Here is a 15293-nt window from a genome sequence, read left to right on the forward strand (position 1 = left end):
CTCGACAAAGATTGGTATACTGAATACCTGTTGTCAACAGCGGAACGGGGCCTTGCGCGGCGGGGACGGGTTCGCCTTGTGTTTTACAGGCCGAACGAGCATCCTCCGGGGCGTTGCGCGGCGGCGCCTACCTGCCAGCGTCGCTCCCCCGTCAGCGCAGAAGTGTTGTAGATCAGCATGCAGAATCTTGCGATCAGCCCGATCGTTCCGGCGACAAGTCTCCGTACGCTCGCTTACGAAGCCCTCAAATCCGCAATCACCCAGATGGATATTTACGGCCAGGCCGGCGACATCCGCCTGGACGAGCGGAGCCTGTCGCAGTCCCTCGGGGTGAGCCGCACGCCGATCCGCGAGGCGCTGACGGTGCTCGAACAGGAGGGCTTCGTGCGCAACGAGCCCCGGCGCGGCATCTTCGTGGTGAAGAAGACCCGCAAGGAGATCGTCGGCATGATCCAGGCCTGGACGGCCCTGGAGAGCATGGCCGCACGGCTGGCCTGCACCCGCGCGACGGACGACGACCTCGCCTGCATCCGGCGGATGTTTCCGGAGTTCTTCGACCAGAAGCCGGAAGATCATCTCGATGAGTATTCGGAAGCCAACATTCGCTTCCACCAGAAGATCCTATCGCTGGGCCAGTGCGAGGTGATCGACGGCCTGTGCAGCAATCTGCTGATGCATGTCCGGGGCATCCGCAACACCGCTCTGCGGCAGGGCGACCGCGCCTCGAAATCCATCGGCGAGCACGTGAAGATCATCGAGGCGCTGGAGGCGCGCGATGCCGACCTCGCCGAGCGGCTGGTCCGCGAACACGGCCTCGGCCTCGCGACCCATGTCGAGACCTACGGCAACCATCTCGACTGAGGCGTGAGCCCTAGCCGGCGCGCCGTCCCGCCTGACGGCGCTCGGGCGAGGCGTGCCCGGCATGGTCGTGGGCGATGTCGGCCAGCATGGCGCCGATCAGGTCCATCTGATCGACGATGCCGATCAGCCGTCCGTCCGCGCCGACCACCGGCGCCTGACGCAGGCCGCCCTGCATCATCAGCCACGCCGCCTGCCCGGCGGCGGTGTGCGGTTGCAGGGTGACCGTGCCCGTCGTCATCACATCAGCCACCGTCCCCTGCGGGGCGCGGCCACGCTGGAGCATGAGGGCGAGCCGCCGCCCGAAGCCGAGGCGCGGGGTCCGGCGCTCCCAGCCGATGGTCTTGTCGATCAGGTCGTCCTGCGTGACGATTCCGAGGACCCGCGCGCTCTCGTCCGTCACCGGCACCATCGTGACGCGGTGCTGGCGCAGGCTCGCGAGGGCGTCGCGCAGGGGCGTATCGGGGGCGATGGCGCGGATGCCGCGCGTGACGAGCGCCCCGCAGGTGGTCTGGCCGGATTGGCGCAGCGAGGCGTGGACCTGCGCCCGGCGCAGGATGACCTGAAGGTCGCCGGGATCGATGTCGAGGACCTCGTCGAATTGCGCGAGCGCCGCGTCGATATCCGCCGTGGTCAGGCCGGATCCCATCGCGGCGCCGGGCTCGCCAGCGTCCCGCGCGGCGACCGACGCGGCGTGCGGGTAGCGGCGTCCCGTCAGGTTGTTGAACAGCAGCGCACAGATCAGGAGCAGGAGCGAGTTCGCCCCGACGGGCCACAGGACGAAGGTGTAGCCGAGGTCGCGGATGGCGGGGCCGCCGAGCACGGCGGTGAGCGCGACCGCGCCGCTCGGGGGATGCAGGCAGCCGAGCAGCATCATCACCGCGATGGCCGCCGACACGGCGACCGCGCCCGCGAACATGGCGTCACCGATATGGGCGGCGGCGGTGACGCCGACCAAGGCGGCGACGATGTTGCCGCCGAGGATCGACCAGGGCTGCGCGAGGGGGCTCGCGGGGACCGCGAAGAGCAACACCGCCGAGGCCCCCATCGGGGCGACGAGGATCGGCAGGTCCGCCCCCGACCCGACGGCGGCGCGGGCGATCAGGCCGGTGCAGAGGAGGCCGAGCAGCGCGCCGCAGGCCGAGCGCGCGCGTTCGAGGAGGCTGACCGGCGCGAGGCGGGGGACGAAGCGGTCTCGGAAGCGGGTCATCATCGTTCCGTGCCGCGGGACAGGAAACGGGGGCGGACCGGGTCCGCCCCCGCCGGGCCTTGAAGGACTCAGACGGCCTTGGCGTCGTGCAGCTCGGCGATCTGCTGCTGAGAATAGCCGAGCTGGGCCAGGATGTCGTTGGTGTGCTCACCCAGCAGCGGCGAGGCCTTGATGTCGACCTGAAGGTCCGAGAACTTGATCGGGCTTCCGACGGTCAGGTACTTGCCGAGCTTCGGATGCGCGACCTCGACGATCGTGCCGCTCTCGCGGAGCGACTTGTCCTCGGCGATCTCCTTCATGGTGAGGACCGGCGAGCACGGAATGTCGAACTTGCGCAGGATGTCGACCGCCTCGAACTTGGTCTTGTCGGCGAGCCAGCCTTCGATGGTGTTGAAGATATCGAAGATCTTGTCCTGGCGGGCGCGGGCCGTGTTGTAGGCCGGATCCTCGATCCACTCCTCGCGGCCGATGGCCTTGCAGATCGGCGCCCAGGCATGGCCCTGGATGGTGAAGTAGATGTAGGCGTTCGGATCGGTCTCCCAGCCCTTGCACTTCAGCACCCAGCCCGGCTGGCCGCCGCCGCCCGCGTTGCCGCCGCGCGGCACCACGTCCGAGAACGTGCCGTGCGGGTATTGCGGGTATTCCTCAAGGTAGCCGATCGCATCAAGGCGCTGCTGGTCGCGCAGCTTCACGCGGCAGAGGTTGATCACCGAATCCTGCATCGACACGGCGACCTTCTGGCCCTTGCCGGTCTTGGTCTTCTGGTGGAGCGCCGTCAGGATGCCAATGGCGAGGTGCATGCCGGTGTTGGAATCGCCGAGCGCGGCGGCCGACACGGTGGGCGGACCGTCCCAGAAGCCGGTGGTCGAGGCGGCACCGCCGGCGCATTGCGCCACGTTCTCGTAGACCTTCAGGTCTTCGTAATGGTGGCCGTCCGAGAAGCCCTTCACCGAGGCGAGGATCATGCCGGGGTTCAGTTCCTGTATCCGCGCCCAGGAGAAGCCCATGCGGTCCAGCGCGCCGGGGCCGAAATTCTCGACCATCACGTCGGACTCGCGGATTAGCTTCTCCAGGACTTCCTTGCCCTGCTTGGTTTTGGTGTCGAGGGTCAGCGAACGCTTGTTGGAATTCAGCATCGTGAAGTAGAGGGCGTCCGCATCCTCGATATGGCGGAGCTGGTTGCGGGTGACGTCGCCCGCGCCGGGGCGCTCGACCTTGATGACGTCGGCGCCGAACCACGCGAGGAGCTGCGTGCAGGCCGGACCCGCCTGGACGTGGGTGAAGTCGATGATCTTGATGCCTTCGAGCGGTTGGGTCATTTTCGTTCCTCCCGTTGATTGGAATACTCACACCCGAAAAACTTCGTCTTTCAGGTCGGAATGCACTCTTTGCTTTCGGCTTCTAGGTCCGAAATTCGCTGGCGAAGGCGCTTCTCCTCGCTCCAGCGCTCGGTTTCGTCGCGGATGACGGCGACGATTCCGGTCACCGTGCCGTCCTCGTCCTTGAGGAGGCCGACGGTGAAGGCGATGGACAGGCTGTGCCCGTCCTTGTGCAGGGCCGGCACGCGCAGGAGCTTCGTGCCGTACTTCGTGACCCCCGTACGCATTGTGTTGGCGTAGCCATCCCAGTGGCGGCGCCGATGGCGGTCGGGGGTGATCAGATCGAGGGGCTGGCCCAGCGCCTCGGCGGGGGAGAAGCCGAAGATCCGCTCGGCGGCCGGGTTCCACACCACGATGGCCCCGTCGGGATCGGACACCACTATGGCGTCGCCGACGGCATCGACAAGCCCGGACAGATCGAGATCCTGTGCCATGGTGCGCTCAAGCGCTCGGCCGGTCTGCGACGCTCGGCTCGGTCATGGCGTTCTCTCCCCTGCTTCCTGCACGAGAGGCTCTCCCTCCCGACGGGTGACTCGGTGATTGGTATTTGGTATGCCACATATCGAATGGCAGTCAAGCCGAATAGGCGACGCGGCGTTGCCGAAATCGCGCGACGATCAGGGAAGGAGGCGGCCGGCATGACGCTCGGACCCAGCATCACGATCACCCAGATCGAGGGCTTCAAGTTCGTCGTCGATTTCGGCGCCGCCTTCCCCACGCTGGCCACGGACGAGCCGGAACCCATCGGGCGCGAATCCGGCCCCTCACCGGAGCAGGTTCTGATCGCGGGGGTAAGCAATTGCCTCTGCGCCAGCCTCGCATTCGCCCTCGGCAAGTTCGGGCAGGACGGCGGGGGCGTCACGGCAACGGCGTCGGCCGCCATCGTCCGCAACGCCGAGAAGCGCCTGCGCATCGGCGGGATCGCCGTCGACATCACCCTGGGCGCCGCCGCCGAGGCCATGCCCCGGATCGAGCAGGTGCTCGCCCAGTTCGAGCGGTTCTGCACCGTCTCGGAGAGCGTGAAGGCCGGCATCCCCGTCACCGTGGCGGTGCGGGACGGACACGGAGTGCCCTTGCGATGAACCACCGGGAGGAATCGATGGACGATCACGCTTGGACGAGGGACGGCGCGACGGAGCCGGGCGCGCTCGCGGGCCTGTTCAACGCCCGCGCCAATGACGGCGACGTGGAGGGTCTGGTGGCGCTCTACGAACCCGACGCGGTGCTGGCGGCCGGCGCAGTCGTCGCCACCGGCCATGACGAGATCCGCCGGTTCTACACGGACCTTCTCGCCCGGAAGTCCGACTTTCCGCAGGCGGAAACCCTGCCCGCCCTCGTCAAGGACGGTCTCGCGCTGACCTTCGCCCGGCTCGCGAACGGCGTGCTGTCCGTCGAGGCGGCGCGGCGTCAGGCGGACGGGACGTGGCTGTGGGCCATCGACCAGTTGAAGATCAAGCCGCGCGTGGAGGCTCCCCCTCGCTCATGAAGAAGTCGACCGCGCGCCGCACGACCGCCGGGTCGTAGGCGTGCGGTTCGTCGTATTCGACGAAGGTGACGTCGTAGCCGGCCGCGCGCAGCAGTTGCGCATGGGTCCGGCCGCTGCGGTCGATGGGGATCTGCTCGTCCCGCGTGGCGTGCGAGATGAAGACGCGCGGCGCGCCGACCTGCGTTTGGACCGACATGAACCCTGCGGAGGATACGATGACGTGGCTGACGAGGTCGCCGTTGGTGAGCCCGAGGGAGAGGGCGTAGCTCCCCCCATCCGAGTGGCCCGCGAAGGCGATCCGGCCCGGATCGAGCAGGAAGTGCGAACCCAGCGCCTGGAGCGCGTGTTCGAGCCGGTCACGGTCGGGGCCGTTGCCGGCGATGACCAGATCCCAGGTCGGATGCAGCGATTGCGGGACGAGCAGCAGGAAGCCGCGCGCCTCCGCGTGGACCGCGAGCATCGGCATGATCTTCTCGGCGCTGCCCCCGCCGCCGTGGAACAGGACCACGAGCGGGACGGGCCGGCGCGGCGCGAGGCCTTCCGGCACGTAGAGCCGCGCGTCGCGCTCGGCGAAGAGGCCGAGGATGTGGCTGCCCGGCGGAAGGGGATCCTCCGTCGGGAGCCGGAGCGGGACGGTGAGCCGTCCCGCGAGCTTGGGGTCCGTCACCGGGACTGCCCCATGGCGTCCGCCCTCACTTGCGCTTGATCACGCTCTGCGGGTTGAGGCTGCCGATGTTGCCGCTCTCGCTGCCGGCGGAGGGGTCGATTACCGCGTTGATCAGGGTCGGCTTGCCGGAATCCATCGCGGCCTCGACGGCCTGCTTCAACTCGTCCGGCGTGACCACCTGGGCGCCCACACCGCCGAAGGCCTCCATCATCCGGTCGTAGCGGGAATCCGGGACGAAGGTGGTCGTCCCCGGGTCGCGGCCGGTCGGATCGGTGTCGGTGCCGCGGTAGATGCCGTTGTTGTTGAAGACGACGATGCAGATCGGCAGCTTGTACCGGCAGATGGTCTCGACCTCCATGCCGGAGAAGCCGAACGCGCTGTCGCCCTCGACCGCGAGCACGGGCTTGCCCGTCTCGACGGCCGCCGCGATGGCGAAGCCCATGCCGATGCCCATGACGCCCCAGGTGCCGACGTCCAGGCGCTTGCGCGGCTGGTACATGTCGATGATGCTCCGGGCGAGGTCGAGGGTGTTGGCGCCCTCGTTCACGAGCATTGCGTCCGGCCGCTCCTTGATCACGGTGCGCAGGGCGCCGAGGGCGGAGTGGAAGTCCATCGGCGCGGTGTTCTTCATGAGCTTCGGGGCCATCTTGGCGATGTTGGCCTCGCGCTTGGCGCGGATCGTCTCGACCCACTCGGCCGGCGCCCCCGTCCAGCCGTCGCGCATGCCGTCGAGCAGGGCGGCGACGCAGGAGCCGATATCGCCCACCACCGGCGCGACGATCTCGACGTTCGAGTCCATCTCGCGCGGCTCAATGTCGATCTGGATGAAGCGCTTGGAACCGGGCTCGCCCCAGGTCTTGCCCTTGCCGTGCGAGAGCAGCCAGTTGAGGCGCGCGCCGACCAGCAGCACCACGTCGGAGTCCTTCAGCGCCGTCGAGCGCGCGGCACCCGCCGAGAGCGGATGCGTGTCCGGCAAGAGCCCCTTGGCCATGCTCATCGGCACGTAGGGGATGCCGCTGCGCTCCACCAGTTCGCGGACGAGTTCGTCGGCCTGGGCGTAGGCCGCCCCCTTGCCCAGCACGATCAGCGGGCGCTTGGCGGCCTTCAACTCGTCCAGGGCACGGGCGATGGCCGAGGGCGCCGGCAGCTGCGCCGGCGCCGCGTCGATCACCTTCACCAGTGACTTCGCGCCCGCCTCGGCATCCATCACCTGCGAGAACAGCTTGGCCGGCAGGTCGAGGTAGACGCCGCCGGGACGACCGGAGACGGCGGCGCGGATCGCCCGCGCGATGCCGATGCCGATATCGCAGGCGTGGAGCACGCGGAAGGCCGCCTTGCAGAGGGGCTTGGCGATGGCGAGCTGGTCCATCTCCTCGTAGTCGCCCTGCTGCAGGTCGACGATCTCACGCTCGGACGAACCCGAGATCAGGATCATCGGGAAGCAGTTGGTGGTGGCGTTGGCGAGCGCCGTGAGGCCGTTGAGGAAGCCCGGCGCCGAGACCGTGAGGCAGATGCCCGGCTTCTTGGTAAGGAAGCCCGCGATGGCGGCGGCGTTGCCGGCATTCTGCTCGTGCCGGAACGACAGGACGCGCATCCCCTCGGCCTGAGCCATGCGGCCGAGGTCCGTGATCGGGATGCCGGGTACCCCGTAGATCGTGGTGATGCCGTTGAGCTTGAGGGCATCGATCACGAGGTGGAACCCGTCGGTCAGCTCCGTCGGCGAGTAGAACTCGCTGATGGCAACGTCGGCGGCCGACATGTCGATCTTCTTTGCCACTGCGGTCATTGGTAGGGCCTCCCAGCAGGTTTCTTGGGTCGATGTTGGCCGGCTCGATGAACCGGCTGTTGGCATAATGTATACCAGAAATGGCGACAAGGTGGTGCGGTGGGAGGGCGCGCGCCGGCGCGCACCCGGTGATTACGCCATCCGGGCGGCCTGGACCTTCGCGGCCTCGGCGGTGCCGGCGGGCTCCTCGGTGAGGTAGCGACGGCGCAGGGGCTTGAGGACGAACATCGCCAGCGACGCGGCCACGATGTTGAGGCCGATGATCAGGGCGAAGACTGCCGACCAGCCGAAGCTCGCCGAGACCATGCTCGCGAAGGGCACGAGGAAGGCGGCGGTCCCCTTCGCGGTATAGAGGAGTCCCGCATTGCTCGCCGCGAACTTCGATCCGAACGTGTCGCCGCAGGTCGCGGGGAACAGCGAGTAGATCTCGCCGAAGACCCCGAAATACACGGCCGTCGCCAGAATGAAGACGTAGGGGTTCGTGCCGAGGTTGAGCAGGAGGATCATCGCCATCGCCGCGATGCTGAAGGCGAGGAACATCGTGTTCTCACGGCCGATGTTGTCGGAGACCCAGCCGAAGAACGGGCGGCCGAAGCCGTCGAAGACACGGTCCAGGGAGATCGCCAGGGTCAGGGCGGTCATCTGGAGACCGAACAGGCTGACCGGGACGCCCGCGACCTTGAAATCATGGGCGATGGGGGCGATCTGCGCCGCCGCCATCAGGCCCCCCGAGGCCACCATGACGAACATGGCGTACATGACCCAGAAGACCAGCGTGCGCACCGCCTGCTTGGGCGTGCGGTCGACCTTGGTCTGGGGTACGCGCACGCTGCGCTTCTGCACCGGGCTGAGGGTGGACGGCTTGCGCAGCAGGAAGGACACCAGGACGACGACAAGGCCCTGGCCGATCCCGAAATAGAGGAAGGCCGTCTCGTAGCCGCTGGACGCGATCGTCTTGGCGATCGGCACGACGGTGATCGCGGCGCCCGCGCCGAAGCCCGCCGCCGTGGCGCCGGCCGCGAGACCGCGCCGATGGGGGAACCACTTCAGGGCGTTGCCGACGCAGGTGCCGTAGACCGACCCCGCGCCGATGCCGCCGACCACCGCGCCGAGATACAGCATGGCGAGCGAATCGGCGTAGGCGTTCAGCACCCAGGCCGAGGCGATCATGAAGCCGCCGAAGCAGACGACGAGGCGCGGACCGTACCGGTCCACGAACCACGTCTCGATGGGAACGAGCCAAGTCTCCGTGGCGACGAAGATGGTGAAAGCGATCTGGATGGCGGCGCGGCCCCAGTGGAACTTGCTGTCGATCGGATCGACGAACAATGTCCAGCCGTATTGCAGGTTGGCGATCATCGCCATGCAGACCACGCCGAAGGCGAGTTGCCACCATTTGGCGGAGTCGGCATCTCTCGGGGTGTCGGGGTGTACCGCCGGTGAGCCGAGGGCTGATCGGTGTTTCATTGGCTTCCTCCCGCGGTGGCTTCTTCGAGCTCGCGCGGCTGCATCCTGCACGATCCGTACAGGTATTCAATATACCAGAGGCGAGAAATTGCGAACGCAGCACTATCATGCAGCCTCCCCCACCGAAGGTGACACCCGTCAGACCGCGTGGACGCAGCGCCTTTGGCTGCCGGTCCTCGCCCTCCTCCTCGCGGCCTGTTCGGACGACGGGGCGGAGCGGCGCCGCGCGCTGGGCGAGGCGCCGAGCTTCGCAGCGCTCATGCGCGTGGCCGACGCGGAGCGGGGCAGCCGTCTGTTCGGAGCCTGCGCCGCCTGCCATTCGATCAGGCTGGGGGCCGGCGACAAGAACGGGCCCGCCCTGCACGGGGTGATGGGCAAACCCATCGCCGGAAACAGCCGGCGCTTCGCCTACACCGGGGCGCTCCGGGCGCTCGGCGGCGTGTGGACCCTGGAGCGAATGGACCGATGGCTCGCCGCGCCGGCGACCATGGCGCCGGGCACCAGCATGACATTTCCCGGCGTCCCGGATGCCCTCGACCGGGCGGACCTCATCGCCTTCCTGCTCGCGCAATCCGACGAGGGCGGGACGGCACCGCGTCCCTGACGCCGCAATTGCCTGTTATCAGGCTAGAGCATACATTAAGTGCCTCAATGTCAATGCTAGCAGCATGAACACAACGGCCATCCTATCGACTGAGGAGTTGGAGAGCCTTCGCCGGCTCGGCGAGCGCGTCCGCCTCGCGCGCCTGCGCCGGAACCTGTCGCAGGTCGAGTTGGCCGAACGGATGGGCGTACATCGCCCGACGGTCATCAACCTGGAGAAGGGCCGACCCGGCGTGACGCTGGCCGTCGCGATCAAGGCGCTGAGCGTCTTCGGCTATGCCGAGCGGATCGGCGACCTCCTCGCGACGGACCCCGTCGGCGAAGGGATGGAGACGGCCTCCGGCCGGAAGCGCGCGGGCAGCAGGTCCCATGTGGCAGACTTCTAGGACCGGACGGCTCGACTATCTGGTCGTCTACCGCTGGCGCGGCGACGGCTATGGGCCGGTGGGCGACCTGACGTTCGAAGGCTCGGGGCCGCGACGCAACGGGCGCTTCCGCTATGCGTCTTCGTATCTCGGCCAGGACGGGGCGAAGGCCATCGATCCGGTCGGCCTGCCGCTCGTCAGGAAATCGTATGCCGCCGCACCGGAGGAGGTGCCGCTGGCCTTCCACGATGCCGGGCCCGACGGTTGGGGGAAGGAGATCCTGACGCGGGCGTTCCCGACCAGCGTCCTGTCGATGCCGGAATATCTCGCCCTCGGTGGCCTCGGCCGCACGGGCGACCTCGCATTCGGCCCGACGCCGACCAGCGGCCCGGTGACGTGGACGCCCCCCGAAGCGCCGCTCGTGGACCTGCCGGATGAGTCCGACGACCTCGGTGCGCTGATGGATGCGGCCGCCGCGGTCGAGGCGGGCGATGCCGAGGGGCATCACTTCAAGCTCCTTTTCCGCAACAGCGATGTCGGCGGCGCCCGGCCCAAGGCCAGGATCCGGTCCGAAGGCCGGCAGTGGATCGCGAAGTTCCCGACCTCCATGGACAAGTTCGACGACCCCCGGGTCGAGGCGGCCTGTCTCGACGTGGCCGAAGCGGCCGGCTTCCCGGTTCCGCGCCGAAAGATCGTGGTCGCCGGCCGCCGCGCCGCCCTCTTCGTCGAGCGCTTCGACCGGGACGAGGGCATCGAAGGGCGGCCATACGCGTATCTTAGCGCGGCGACGCTCCTGAAGCAGGCGTCGGCCAGCTACGCCACCGCGCGCACCTACACGGACATCGCAGCGGTCGCCCAGGCGATCGGGGTGAAGAACGCGGCAGCCTCCGTTTTCGGGCGGCTGCTTCTCAACGCGTATCTCCACAATACCGACGACCACCTCAGGAACCACGCCTTCCTCGACAGGGGCGACGGCTGGACGCTCTCCCCGGTCTTCGACCTCGTCCCGCATCCGGATCGCGCCCGGCACGTACCGGCGCCCGCGCCGGGGATGTCGCCCGCATGGGACGTCGAGGCCGCGATGCGTGCGCATACGGCCTTCCGCCTCGACGCGGGGGAGGCACAGGCGATCCGCGAGCGCATCCTCCAGGCCGCGCGACGGCTGGGCGAGTTCATGGACGCGCGCGAGGTACCGCCGAAGGACCGGCGGTACCTGAAGGATGCGTTTCCGAGAGAGATGGGGTTCGCCCCGTAGCCGCGGCGTGCGTTCGGTCGACTAAGGACAAAGGGCAACGAAGGGCGCGGCCCCTCACCCGAGGCGCAACCCGCGCCTCGCCTTGCGTCGCTGGAGGTACAGGCTCGTGGCCAGCGCCGTGGCGATCACCGCCAGGGACATCCCCGTGGTGAGGGTGCCGAGGGCGTAGATCTCCGGCGTCGTCACCGTCGTCGTCAGGCCCTGCAATTCGAGCGGCAGCGTGTTGCGGCCGCCGATGGCCTGGCTGGTGCGGGCCAGTTCATCGAAGGACAGGGTGAAGCCGAACAGGGCGACGCCGACCAGCGACGGCCCGAGAATCGGCACCACGACGTGGCGCAGGATCTGGGGGCCGGTCGCCCCGAGGTCCCGCCCGGCCTCCTCGTAGGCCGGATCGAACCGGTTGAAGACCGCGAACATGATGAGGAGGCCGAAGGGCAGGGTCCAGGTGAGGTGGGCGCCGAGCGCCGAGGTGTAGAGCCCCATCAGGGTGCCGTGATCCTGCAGCCAGCCCCAGCCGGTGGCGGCGGCCACCGCGTTCACCGCCTCGTCGAGGAGGCGAAATTCCAGCCCGATGCCGAGGGACACGACGATGGAGGGCACGATCAGGCTCGCCACCGCCACGGTGAACAGGGCCCCCTCCCCCGCGAAGCGCTTGCGGAAGGCGAGGCCCGCGAAGAAGGCGATGCCTACGGTGAGCGTCATCACCACAAGGCCCAGCCGCAGGGAGCGCCACAGGGCGCCCCAGATGTCGACGATGCCGACGCCCGCCCAGAGCTTCGCGAACCAGTGGGTCGAGACGCCGTTCATCGGGAAGGTCAGGCCCCCCTGCGGCCCCTGGAAGCTGAGCACGAGGATCGTCAGCGTCGGCCCGTAGAGGAAGGCGACGAACAGGGCGAAGAACGCGGCGAGGCCGTAGAAGGCCAGGGAGCGGGGGCGGTCGCGCATGGCGCTCACAGCTCCTTGCGCAGGTCGATGAGCCGGGTCATCGCGACGATCATCAGCATCACCGCGCCGAGCAGCACCACGGCGTTCGCCGCCGCCGCGGGGAGTTGCAGCGCCGACATCTGCACCTGGATCACCTTGCCCACGGAGGCGATCTGCTGGCCGCCCATCACGCCAACGGTGACGAAGTCGCCCATCACCAGCGTGATGACGAAGATCGAGCCGATGGCGATGCCGGGCTTCGTCAGCGGGACCACGACGTGCCACAGGGTCTGCCAGCCAGAGGCCCCGGCATCGTAGGCCGCCTCGATCAGCGAGCGGTCGATCCGCGCCATGCTGTTGAAAATCGGCACGATCATGAAGACCGTGTTGAGGTGCACGAAGGCGAGCACCACCGCGAAATCGGAATAGAGCAGACCCTCGATCGGCCGGTCGATCAGCCCGAGCCCCAGGAGGCTGTCGTTGACGAGGCCGTTGCGGCCGAGGAGCGGGATCCACGAGATCATGCGGATCACGTTCGAGGTCCAGAACGGGATCGTACAGACGAGGAACAGCGCCATCTGCATGGTCGCCGAGCGGACGTGGAAGGCCACGAAATACGCCACCGTGAAGCCAATCAGCAGGGTGAAGGCCCAGGTGAGCGCGCAGAACTTCAGAGTCGAAAGGTAGGTCCTCACCGTCGTGCAGGGGTCGGCGACGTTGAGGCAGCCGTCGAACACGTCGACGTAGTTTTGCACCGTGAAGGACGGGATGATCTCGTACTCGTTGTACTCCCAGAAGCTGACGATGAGGGTCAGCAGCAGCGGCACGAGGAAGAAGGCCGCGAAGACGAACGCCATCGGCGCCGCCTGGACATAGACCAAGGCCCGGCGGCGCCGGGTCTTGGCGGTAAGGCTCGCGGCGGCCGGCGCGGCCGGGGTTTCGGCGAGGGCCGGCAGGACGGCGTCGGTCACGCGGCGATGAACTCGTTCCACTTGCGGACCATGTAGGTGTTCTCGTCCATCACCGCGTTCCAGCAGGCGACGGACCCCATCCGGGTTTCGAAGGAGCCGCCGTCGCGCACCGCGCCGGCCTTCTCCAGCACGCTCCCGTCCGGCCCCTTGATGTCCTTCTCGGCGGGCTTGCCCTCCATCCAGTAGGCCCACTCGTAGAGCTCCATGTTGGCCTTGGCCGTGTCGAGCACCGCCGAGTAGTAGCCCTGGCGGTTGAGGTAGGCGCCGGCCCAGCCGGAGAGGAACCAGTTGATGAAGTCGTAGGCCGCGTCGAGCTTGCGGCCCGCGAGCGGCTTGGGCAGGCCGAAGCCCGTCGCCCAGGCGCGGTAGCCCTCCTTGAGGGGCTGGTAGGTGCAGGCCACGCCCTGCGAGCGCACCTTCGTGACAGCCGGCGACCACATGGACTGGATCACCGTCTCGCCCGAAGCCATCAGGTTCACGGATTCGTTGAAGTCCTGCCAGAAGGCGCGGAACTGGCCGGCGCGCTTGGCCTCGATCAGCACCTTGATGGTGCGGTCAATCTCGGCCTTCGTCATGTTGCCCTTGTCGGGATAGGTGTAGTCGCCGGTCGCCTCGATCACCATGGCGGCATCCATGATGCCGATGGACGGGATGTTGAGGATCGAGGCCTTGCCCTTGAACTCGGGGTTCAGGAGCTCCTTCCAGCTCGTGACTGGGCGCTTGATCAGGTCGGGGCGGATGCCCAGCGTGTCGGCGTTGTAGGTGGTGGGGATCAGGGTGATCCACTCGGTCGGCGAAGAGGCGAAGCTCTTGGAGTTCTGCCCCTCCAGGTAGAACACCTTCTTGGGCGCCGTGCCCTGGTCGCCGATCCTTTTGCCGCCGACCTCGCCCTTGGTGAAGACCGGGGTGATGTTGTCCGCCTGCTTGATCCGCCGGGCGTCCATGCCCTGGATGTTGCCCGAGGGGATGAGCTTCTTGAGGCTGAAGAACTCGGTGTCGAGGAGGTCGAAGGAGTTCGGCTGTGTCACCACGCGCTTGGTCACCTCGTCGGTGACGACGGGGATGTACTCGATGGTGATGCCAAGATCCTCCTTCACCTTACGGGCGATGTCGGCGGACTGGTTCACGGCGGTGCCGAGGTAGCGCAGGGTCACGGGCTCGGCGGCGATGACGTTCGGGAAGCCGGTGATCGGCCCGGCGCCGAGGGTCAGCCCGGTGGCTCCCGCCCCCCGGAGCAGGGTGCGGCGGCTGAGCTTGATCGTGGTGGTCATGCGCAGGGTCCTCGACGCGTTGGAACTCTCAGGAAATCAGGCGCTCAGGCGGTGGGCGGCTGCCGCGTCCCAGCCGAGCGGCACGGTCTGCCCCAGGGCGAGGGGACGGCCCGCATAGGCGCCGTCCGCGATCACCGCCGTGAGGGCGGCGGGTGCGCCGCCGCCGAGGCCGTCGGCCTCGAAGCCCACATGCACGCTGGTGCCCTGGTATTCGATGGACACGACCTTGGCCGGCACCGCTTCGACGCCGGCCTCCGGGCCGAGGCGCATCCTGTCGGCGCGCACGGCGATCTCGGTGGCGTCTTGCAGGCGGATGACGTTGTGGCCGCCGATGAAGCGGGCGACGAAGGCGGTGGCCGGGCGCTCGAACACCGTGCGCGGGTCGGCGGCCTGCTCGATGCGGCCGCCGTTCATCACCACCACGAGGTCGGAGAGGGCCATCGCCTCCTCCTGGCTGTGGGTGACGTGGATGAAGGTGAGGCCGAGCTCGGCCTGGATCCGCTTCAGCTCCGTCCGCATCCGCACCCGCAGGAATGGGTCGAGGGCCGAGAGCGGCTCGTCGAGGAGGAGCACCTTGGGGCCGGTGACGAGGGCGCGGGCGAGCGCCACCCGCTGCTGCTGGCCGCCGGAAAGCTGGGCCGGCAGGCGCTCGGCGAGGTGGGCCATCTGCACGAGGTCGAGCATGGCGAGGGCCTTCGCCCGCCGCTCGGCCTTGCCAACGCCGCGCATCCGCAGGCTGAAGGCGACGTTGTCCCGGCAGTTGAGATGCGGGAACAGGGCGTAGCTCTGGAACATCATCGCGGTGCCGCGCTCGGCCGGCGTCGCGTCGCCCACCGCCTTCGGGCCGATGACCACGTCGCCGGACGAGACCGTCTCGTGCCCGCCGATCATCCGCAGGGTCGTGGTCTTGCCGCAGCCCGAAGGGCCGAGCAGGCAGCAATAGGCCCCCGACCGGACCTTCAGGTCGATGCCGTCCACCGCCACGGTCTGGCCGTAGCGCTTGGTCAGCCTGATCAGCTCCACATCCATGCCATTCTCCCCGCATCCAGCC

Annotated in this window: 16 protein-coding genes; 6 read left to right on the plus strand and 10 right to left on the minus strand. The window is 68.2% G+C overall.

From position 1 onward, the window contains the following. Positions 1-177 precede the first annotated feature (177 nt). Positions 178-861: a GntR family transcriptional regulator gene (locus tag MKK52_RS22410; protein WP_243957898.1), complete on the plus strand. Its 684-nt coding sequence runs from the start codon at positions 178-180 to the stop codon at positions 859-861. 10 nt (positions 862-871) lie between these two features. On the opposite strand, the gene MKK52_RS22415 is transcribed toward MKK52_RS22410, so the two are convergent. From MKK52_RS22415 to MKK52_RS22425, 3 genes are all read right to left on the minus strand, one after another. Beyond that, complete coding sequence (locus MKK52_RS22415; protein WP_313898771.1) at positions 872-2068, minus strand: HPP family protein; 1197 nt, start codon at positions 2066-2068, stop codon at positions 872-874. A gap of 68 nt (positions 2069-2136) precedes the next feature. Next, positions 2137-3387, minus strand: a complete 1251-nt coding sequence (frc, locus tag MKK52_RS22420; RefSeq protein WP_243957917.1) for a formyl-CoA transferase — start codon at positions 3385-3387, stop codon at positions 2137-2139. 50 nt (positions 3388-3437) lie between these two features. Beyond that, positions 3438-3881 (minus strand): PAS domain-containing protein, encoded by a 444-nt coding sequence (locus MKK52_RS22425; RefSeq protein WP_243957919.1) that lies wholly within the window; start codon positions 3879-3881, stop codon positions 3438-3440. Between the two features lie 204 nt (positions 3882-4085). Here MKK52_RS22425 and MKK52_RS22430 point away from each other — a divergent pair, with 204 nt between their 5' ends. Then, positions 4086-4529, plus strand: a complete 444-nt coding sequence (locus tag MKK52_RS22430; protein ID WP_243957921.1) for an OsmC family protein — start codon at positions 4086-4088, stop codon at positions 4527-4529. A gap of 17 nt (positions 4530-4546) precedes the next feature. Beyond that, positions 4547-4933 (plus strand): nuclear transport factor 2 family protein, encoded by a 387-nt coding sequence (locus MKK52_RS22435; protein ID WP_243957923.1) that lies wholly within the window; start codon positions 4547-4549, stop codon positions 4931-4933. Here the strand turns inward: MKK52_RS22435 and MKK52_RS22440 are convergent. The 3 genes from MKK52_RS22440 to oxlT all read right to left on the minus strand — a co-directional run bounded on the left by MKK52_RS22440 (position 4899) and on the right by oxlT (position 8853). Continuing rightward, the gene (locus tag MKK52_RS22440) at positions 4899-5600 is read right to left on the minus strand and encodes an alpha/beta hydrolase (protein WP_243957925.1); all 702 of its coding nucleotides are present in this window, start codon (positions 5598-5600) and stop codon (positions 4899-4901) included. The genes MKK52_RS22435 and MKK52_RS22440 overlap by 35 nt on opposite strands. 25 nt (positions 5601-5625) lie before the next feature. Further along, positions 5626-7386 carry an oxalyl-CoA decarboxylase gene (oxc, locus tag MKK52_RS22445; RefSeq protein ID WP_409564721.1) on the minus strand — a complete coding sequence of 587 codons (1761 nt, stop codon included), beginning with the start codon at positions 7384-7386 and terminating at the stop codon, positions 5626-5628. A 132-nt stretch (positions 7387-7518) separates the two neighbouring features. Beyond that, entirely contained in the window at positions 7519-8853 is a 1335-nt protein-coding gene (gene oxlT / locus MKK52_RS22450; protein WP_243957928.1) for an oxalate/formate MFS antiporter, read from the minus strand. A 166-nt stretch (positions 8854-9019) separates the two neighbouring features. Between oxlT and MKK52_RS22455 the strand changes: the two genes are divergently transcribed. The 3 genes from MKK52_RS22455 (at position 9020) to MKK52_RS22465 (ending at position 11076) form a co-directional block, all read left to right on the plus strand. Next, positions 9020-9457 (plus strand): c-type cytochrome, encoded by a 438-nt coding sequence (locus MKK52_RS22455; RefSeq protein ID WP_243958046.1) that lies wholly within the window; start codon positions 9020-9022, stop codon positions 9455-9457. 64 nt (positions 9458-9521) lie between these two features. After that, positions 9522-9842 (plus strand): helix-turn-helix transcriptional regulator, encoded by a 321-nt coding sequence (locus MKK52_RS22460; protein ID WP_243957930.1) that lies wholly within the window; start codon positions 9522-9524, stop codon positions 9840-9842. Then, positions 9826-11076, plus strand: coding sequence for a type II toxin-antitoxin system HipA family toxin (locus tag MKK52_RS22465; RefSeq protein WP_243957938.1), 1251 nt, complete (start codon positions 9826-9828; stop codon positions 11074-11076). Before MKK52_RS22460 ends, MKK52_RS22465 begins: the two co-directional genes overlap by 17 nt. A gap of 54 nt (positions 11077-11130) precedes the next feature. Here the strand turns inward: MKK52_RS22465 and MKK52_RS22470 are convergent, their stop codons facing one another. Genes MKK52_RS22470 through MKK52_RS22485 form a run of 4 tightly spaced genes read right to left on the minus strand, consistent with a single transcriptional unit; the run spans position 11131 to position 15271 of the window. Next, on the minus strand, positions 11131-12021 hold the full coding sequence (locus MKK52_RS22470) for an ABC transporter permease (RefSeq protein WP_243957940.1): 891 nt from the start codon (positions 12019-12021) through the stop codon (positions 11131-11133). A gap of 5 nt (positions 12022-12026) precedes the next feature. Then, complete coding sequence (locus MKK52_RS22475; protein ID WP_243957943.1) at positions 12027-12971, minus strand: ABC transporter permease; 945 nt, start codon at positions 12969-12971, stop codon at positions 12027-12029. After that, positions 12968-14242 carry a PotD/PotF family extracellular solute-binding protein gene (locus MKK52_RS22480; protein ID WP_243957945.1) on the minus strand — a complete coding sequence of 425 codons (1275 nt, stop codon included), beginning with the start codon at positions 14240-14242 and terminating at the stop codon, positions 12968-12970. Before MKK52_RS22480 ends, MKK52_RS22475 begins: the two co-directional genes overlap by 4 nt. A 36-nt stretch (positions 14243-14278) precedes the next feature. After that, the gene (locus MKK52_RS22485) at positions 14279-15271 is read right to left on the minus strand and encodes an ABC transporter ATP-binding protein (RefSeq protein WP_243957947.1); all 993 of its coding nucleotides are present in this window, start codon (positions 15269-15271) and stop codon (positions 14279-14281) included. Positions 15272-15293: the final 22 nt, after the last annotated feature.

It is taken from the genome of Methylobacterium sp. J-067 (assembly GCF_022829465.1).
Lineage (GTDB): Bacteria > Pseudomonadota > Alphaproteobacteria > Rhizobiales > Beijerinckiaceae > Methylobacterium > Methylobacterium litchii.

Coding starts and splice junctions, on each gene's coding strand:
- MKK52_RS22410 (WP_243957898.1), top strand. CDS start 178: ATGCAGAATCTTGCGATCAGCCCGATCGTTCCGGCGACAAGTCTCCGT.
- MKK52_RS22415 (WP_313898771.1), bottom strand. CDS start 2,068: ATGACCCGCTTCCGAGACCGCTTCGTCCCCCGCCTCGCGCCGGTCAGC.
- frc (WP_243957917.1), bottom strand. CDS start 3,387: ATGACCCAACCGCTCGAAGGCATCAAGATCATCGACTTCACCCACGTC.
- MKK52_RS22425 (WP_243957919.1), bottom strand. CDS start 3,881: ATGGCACAGGATCTCGATCTGTCCGGGCTTGTCGATGCCGTCGGCGAC.
- MKK52_RS22430 (WP_243957921.1), top strand. CDS start 4,086: ATGACGCTCGGACCCAGCATCACGATCACCCAGATCGAGGGCTTCAAG.
- MKK52_RS22435 (WP_243957923.1), top strand. CDS start 4,547: ATGGACGATCACGCTTGGACGAGGGACGGCGCGACGGAGCCGGGCGCG.
- oxc (WP_409564721.1), bottom strand. CDS start 7,386: ATGACCGCAGTGGCAAAGAAGATCGACATGTCGGCCGCCGACGTTGCC.
- oxlT (WP_243957928.1), bottom strand. CDS start 8,853: ATGAAACACCGATCAGCCCTCGGCTCACCGGCGGTACACCCCGACACC.
- MKK52_RS22460 (WP_243957930.1), top strand. CDS start 9,522: ATGAACACAACGGCCATCCTATCGACTGAGGAGTTGGAGAGCCTTCGC.
- MKK52_RS22465 (WP_243957938.1), top strand. CDS start 9,826: ATGTGGCAGACTTCTAGGACCGGACGGCTCGACTATCTGGTCGTCTAC.
- MKK52_RS22470 (WP_243957940.1), bottom strand. CDS start 12,021: ATGCGCGACCGCCCCCGCTCCCTGGCCTTCTACGGCCTCGCCGCGTTC.
- MKK52_RS22480 (WP_243957945.1), bottom strand. CDS start 14,242: ATGACCACCACGATCAAGCTCAGCCGCCGCACCCTGCTCCGGGGGGCG.
- MKK52_RS22485 (WP_243957947.1), bottom strand. CDS start 15,271: ATGGATGTGGAGCTGATCAGGCTGACCAAGCGCTACGGCCAGACCGTG.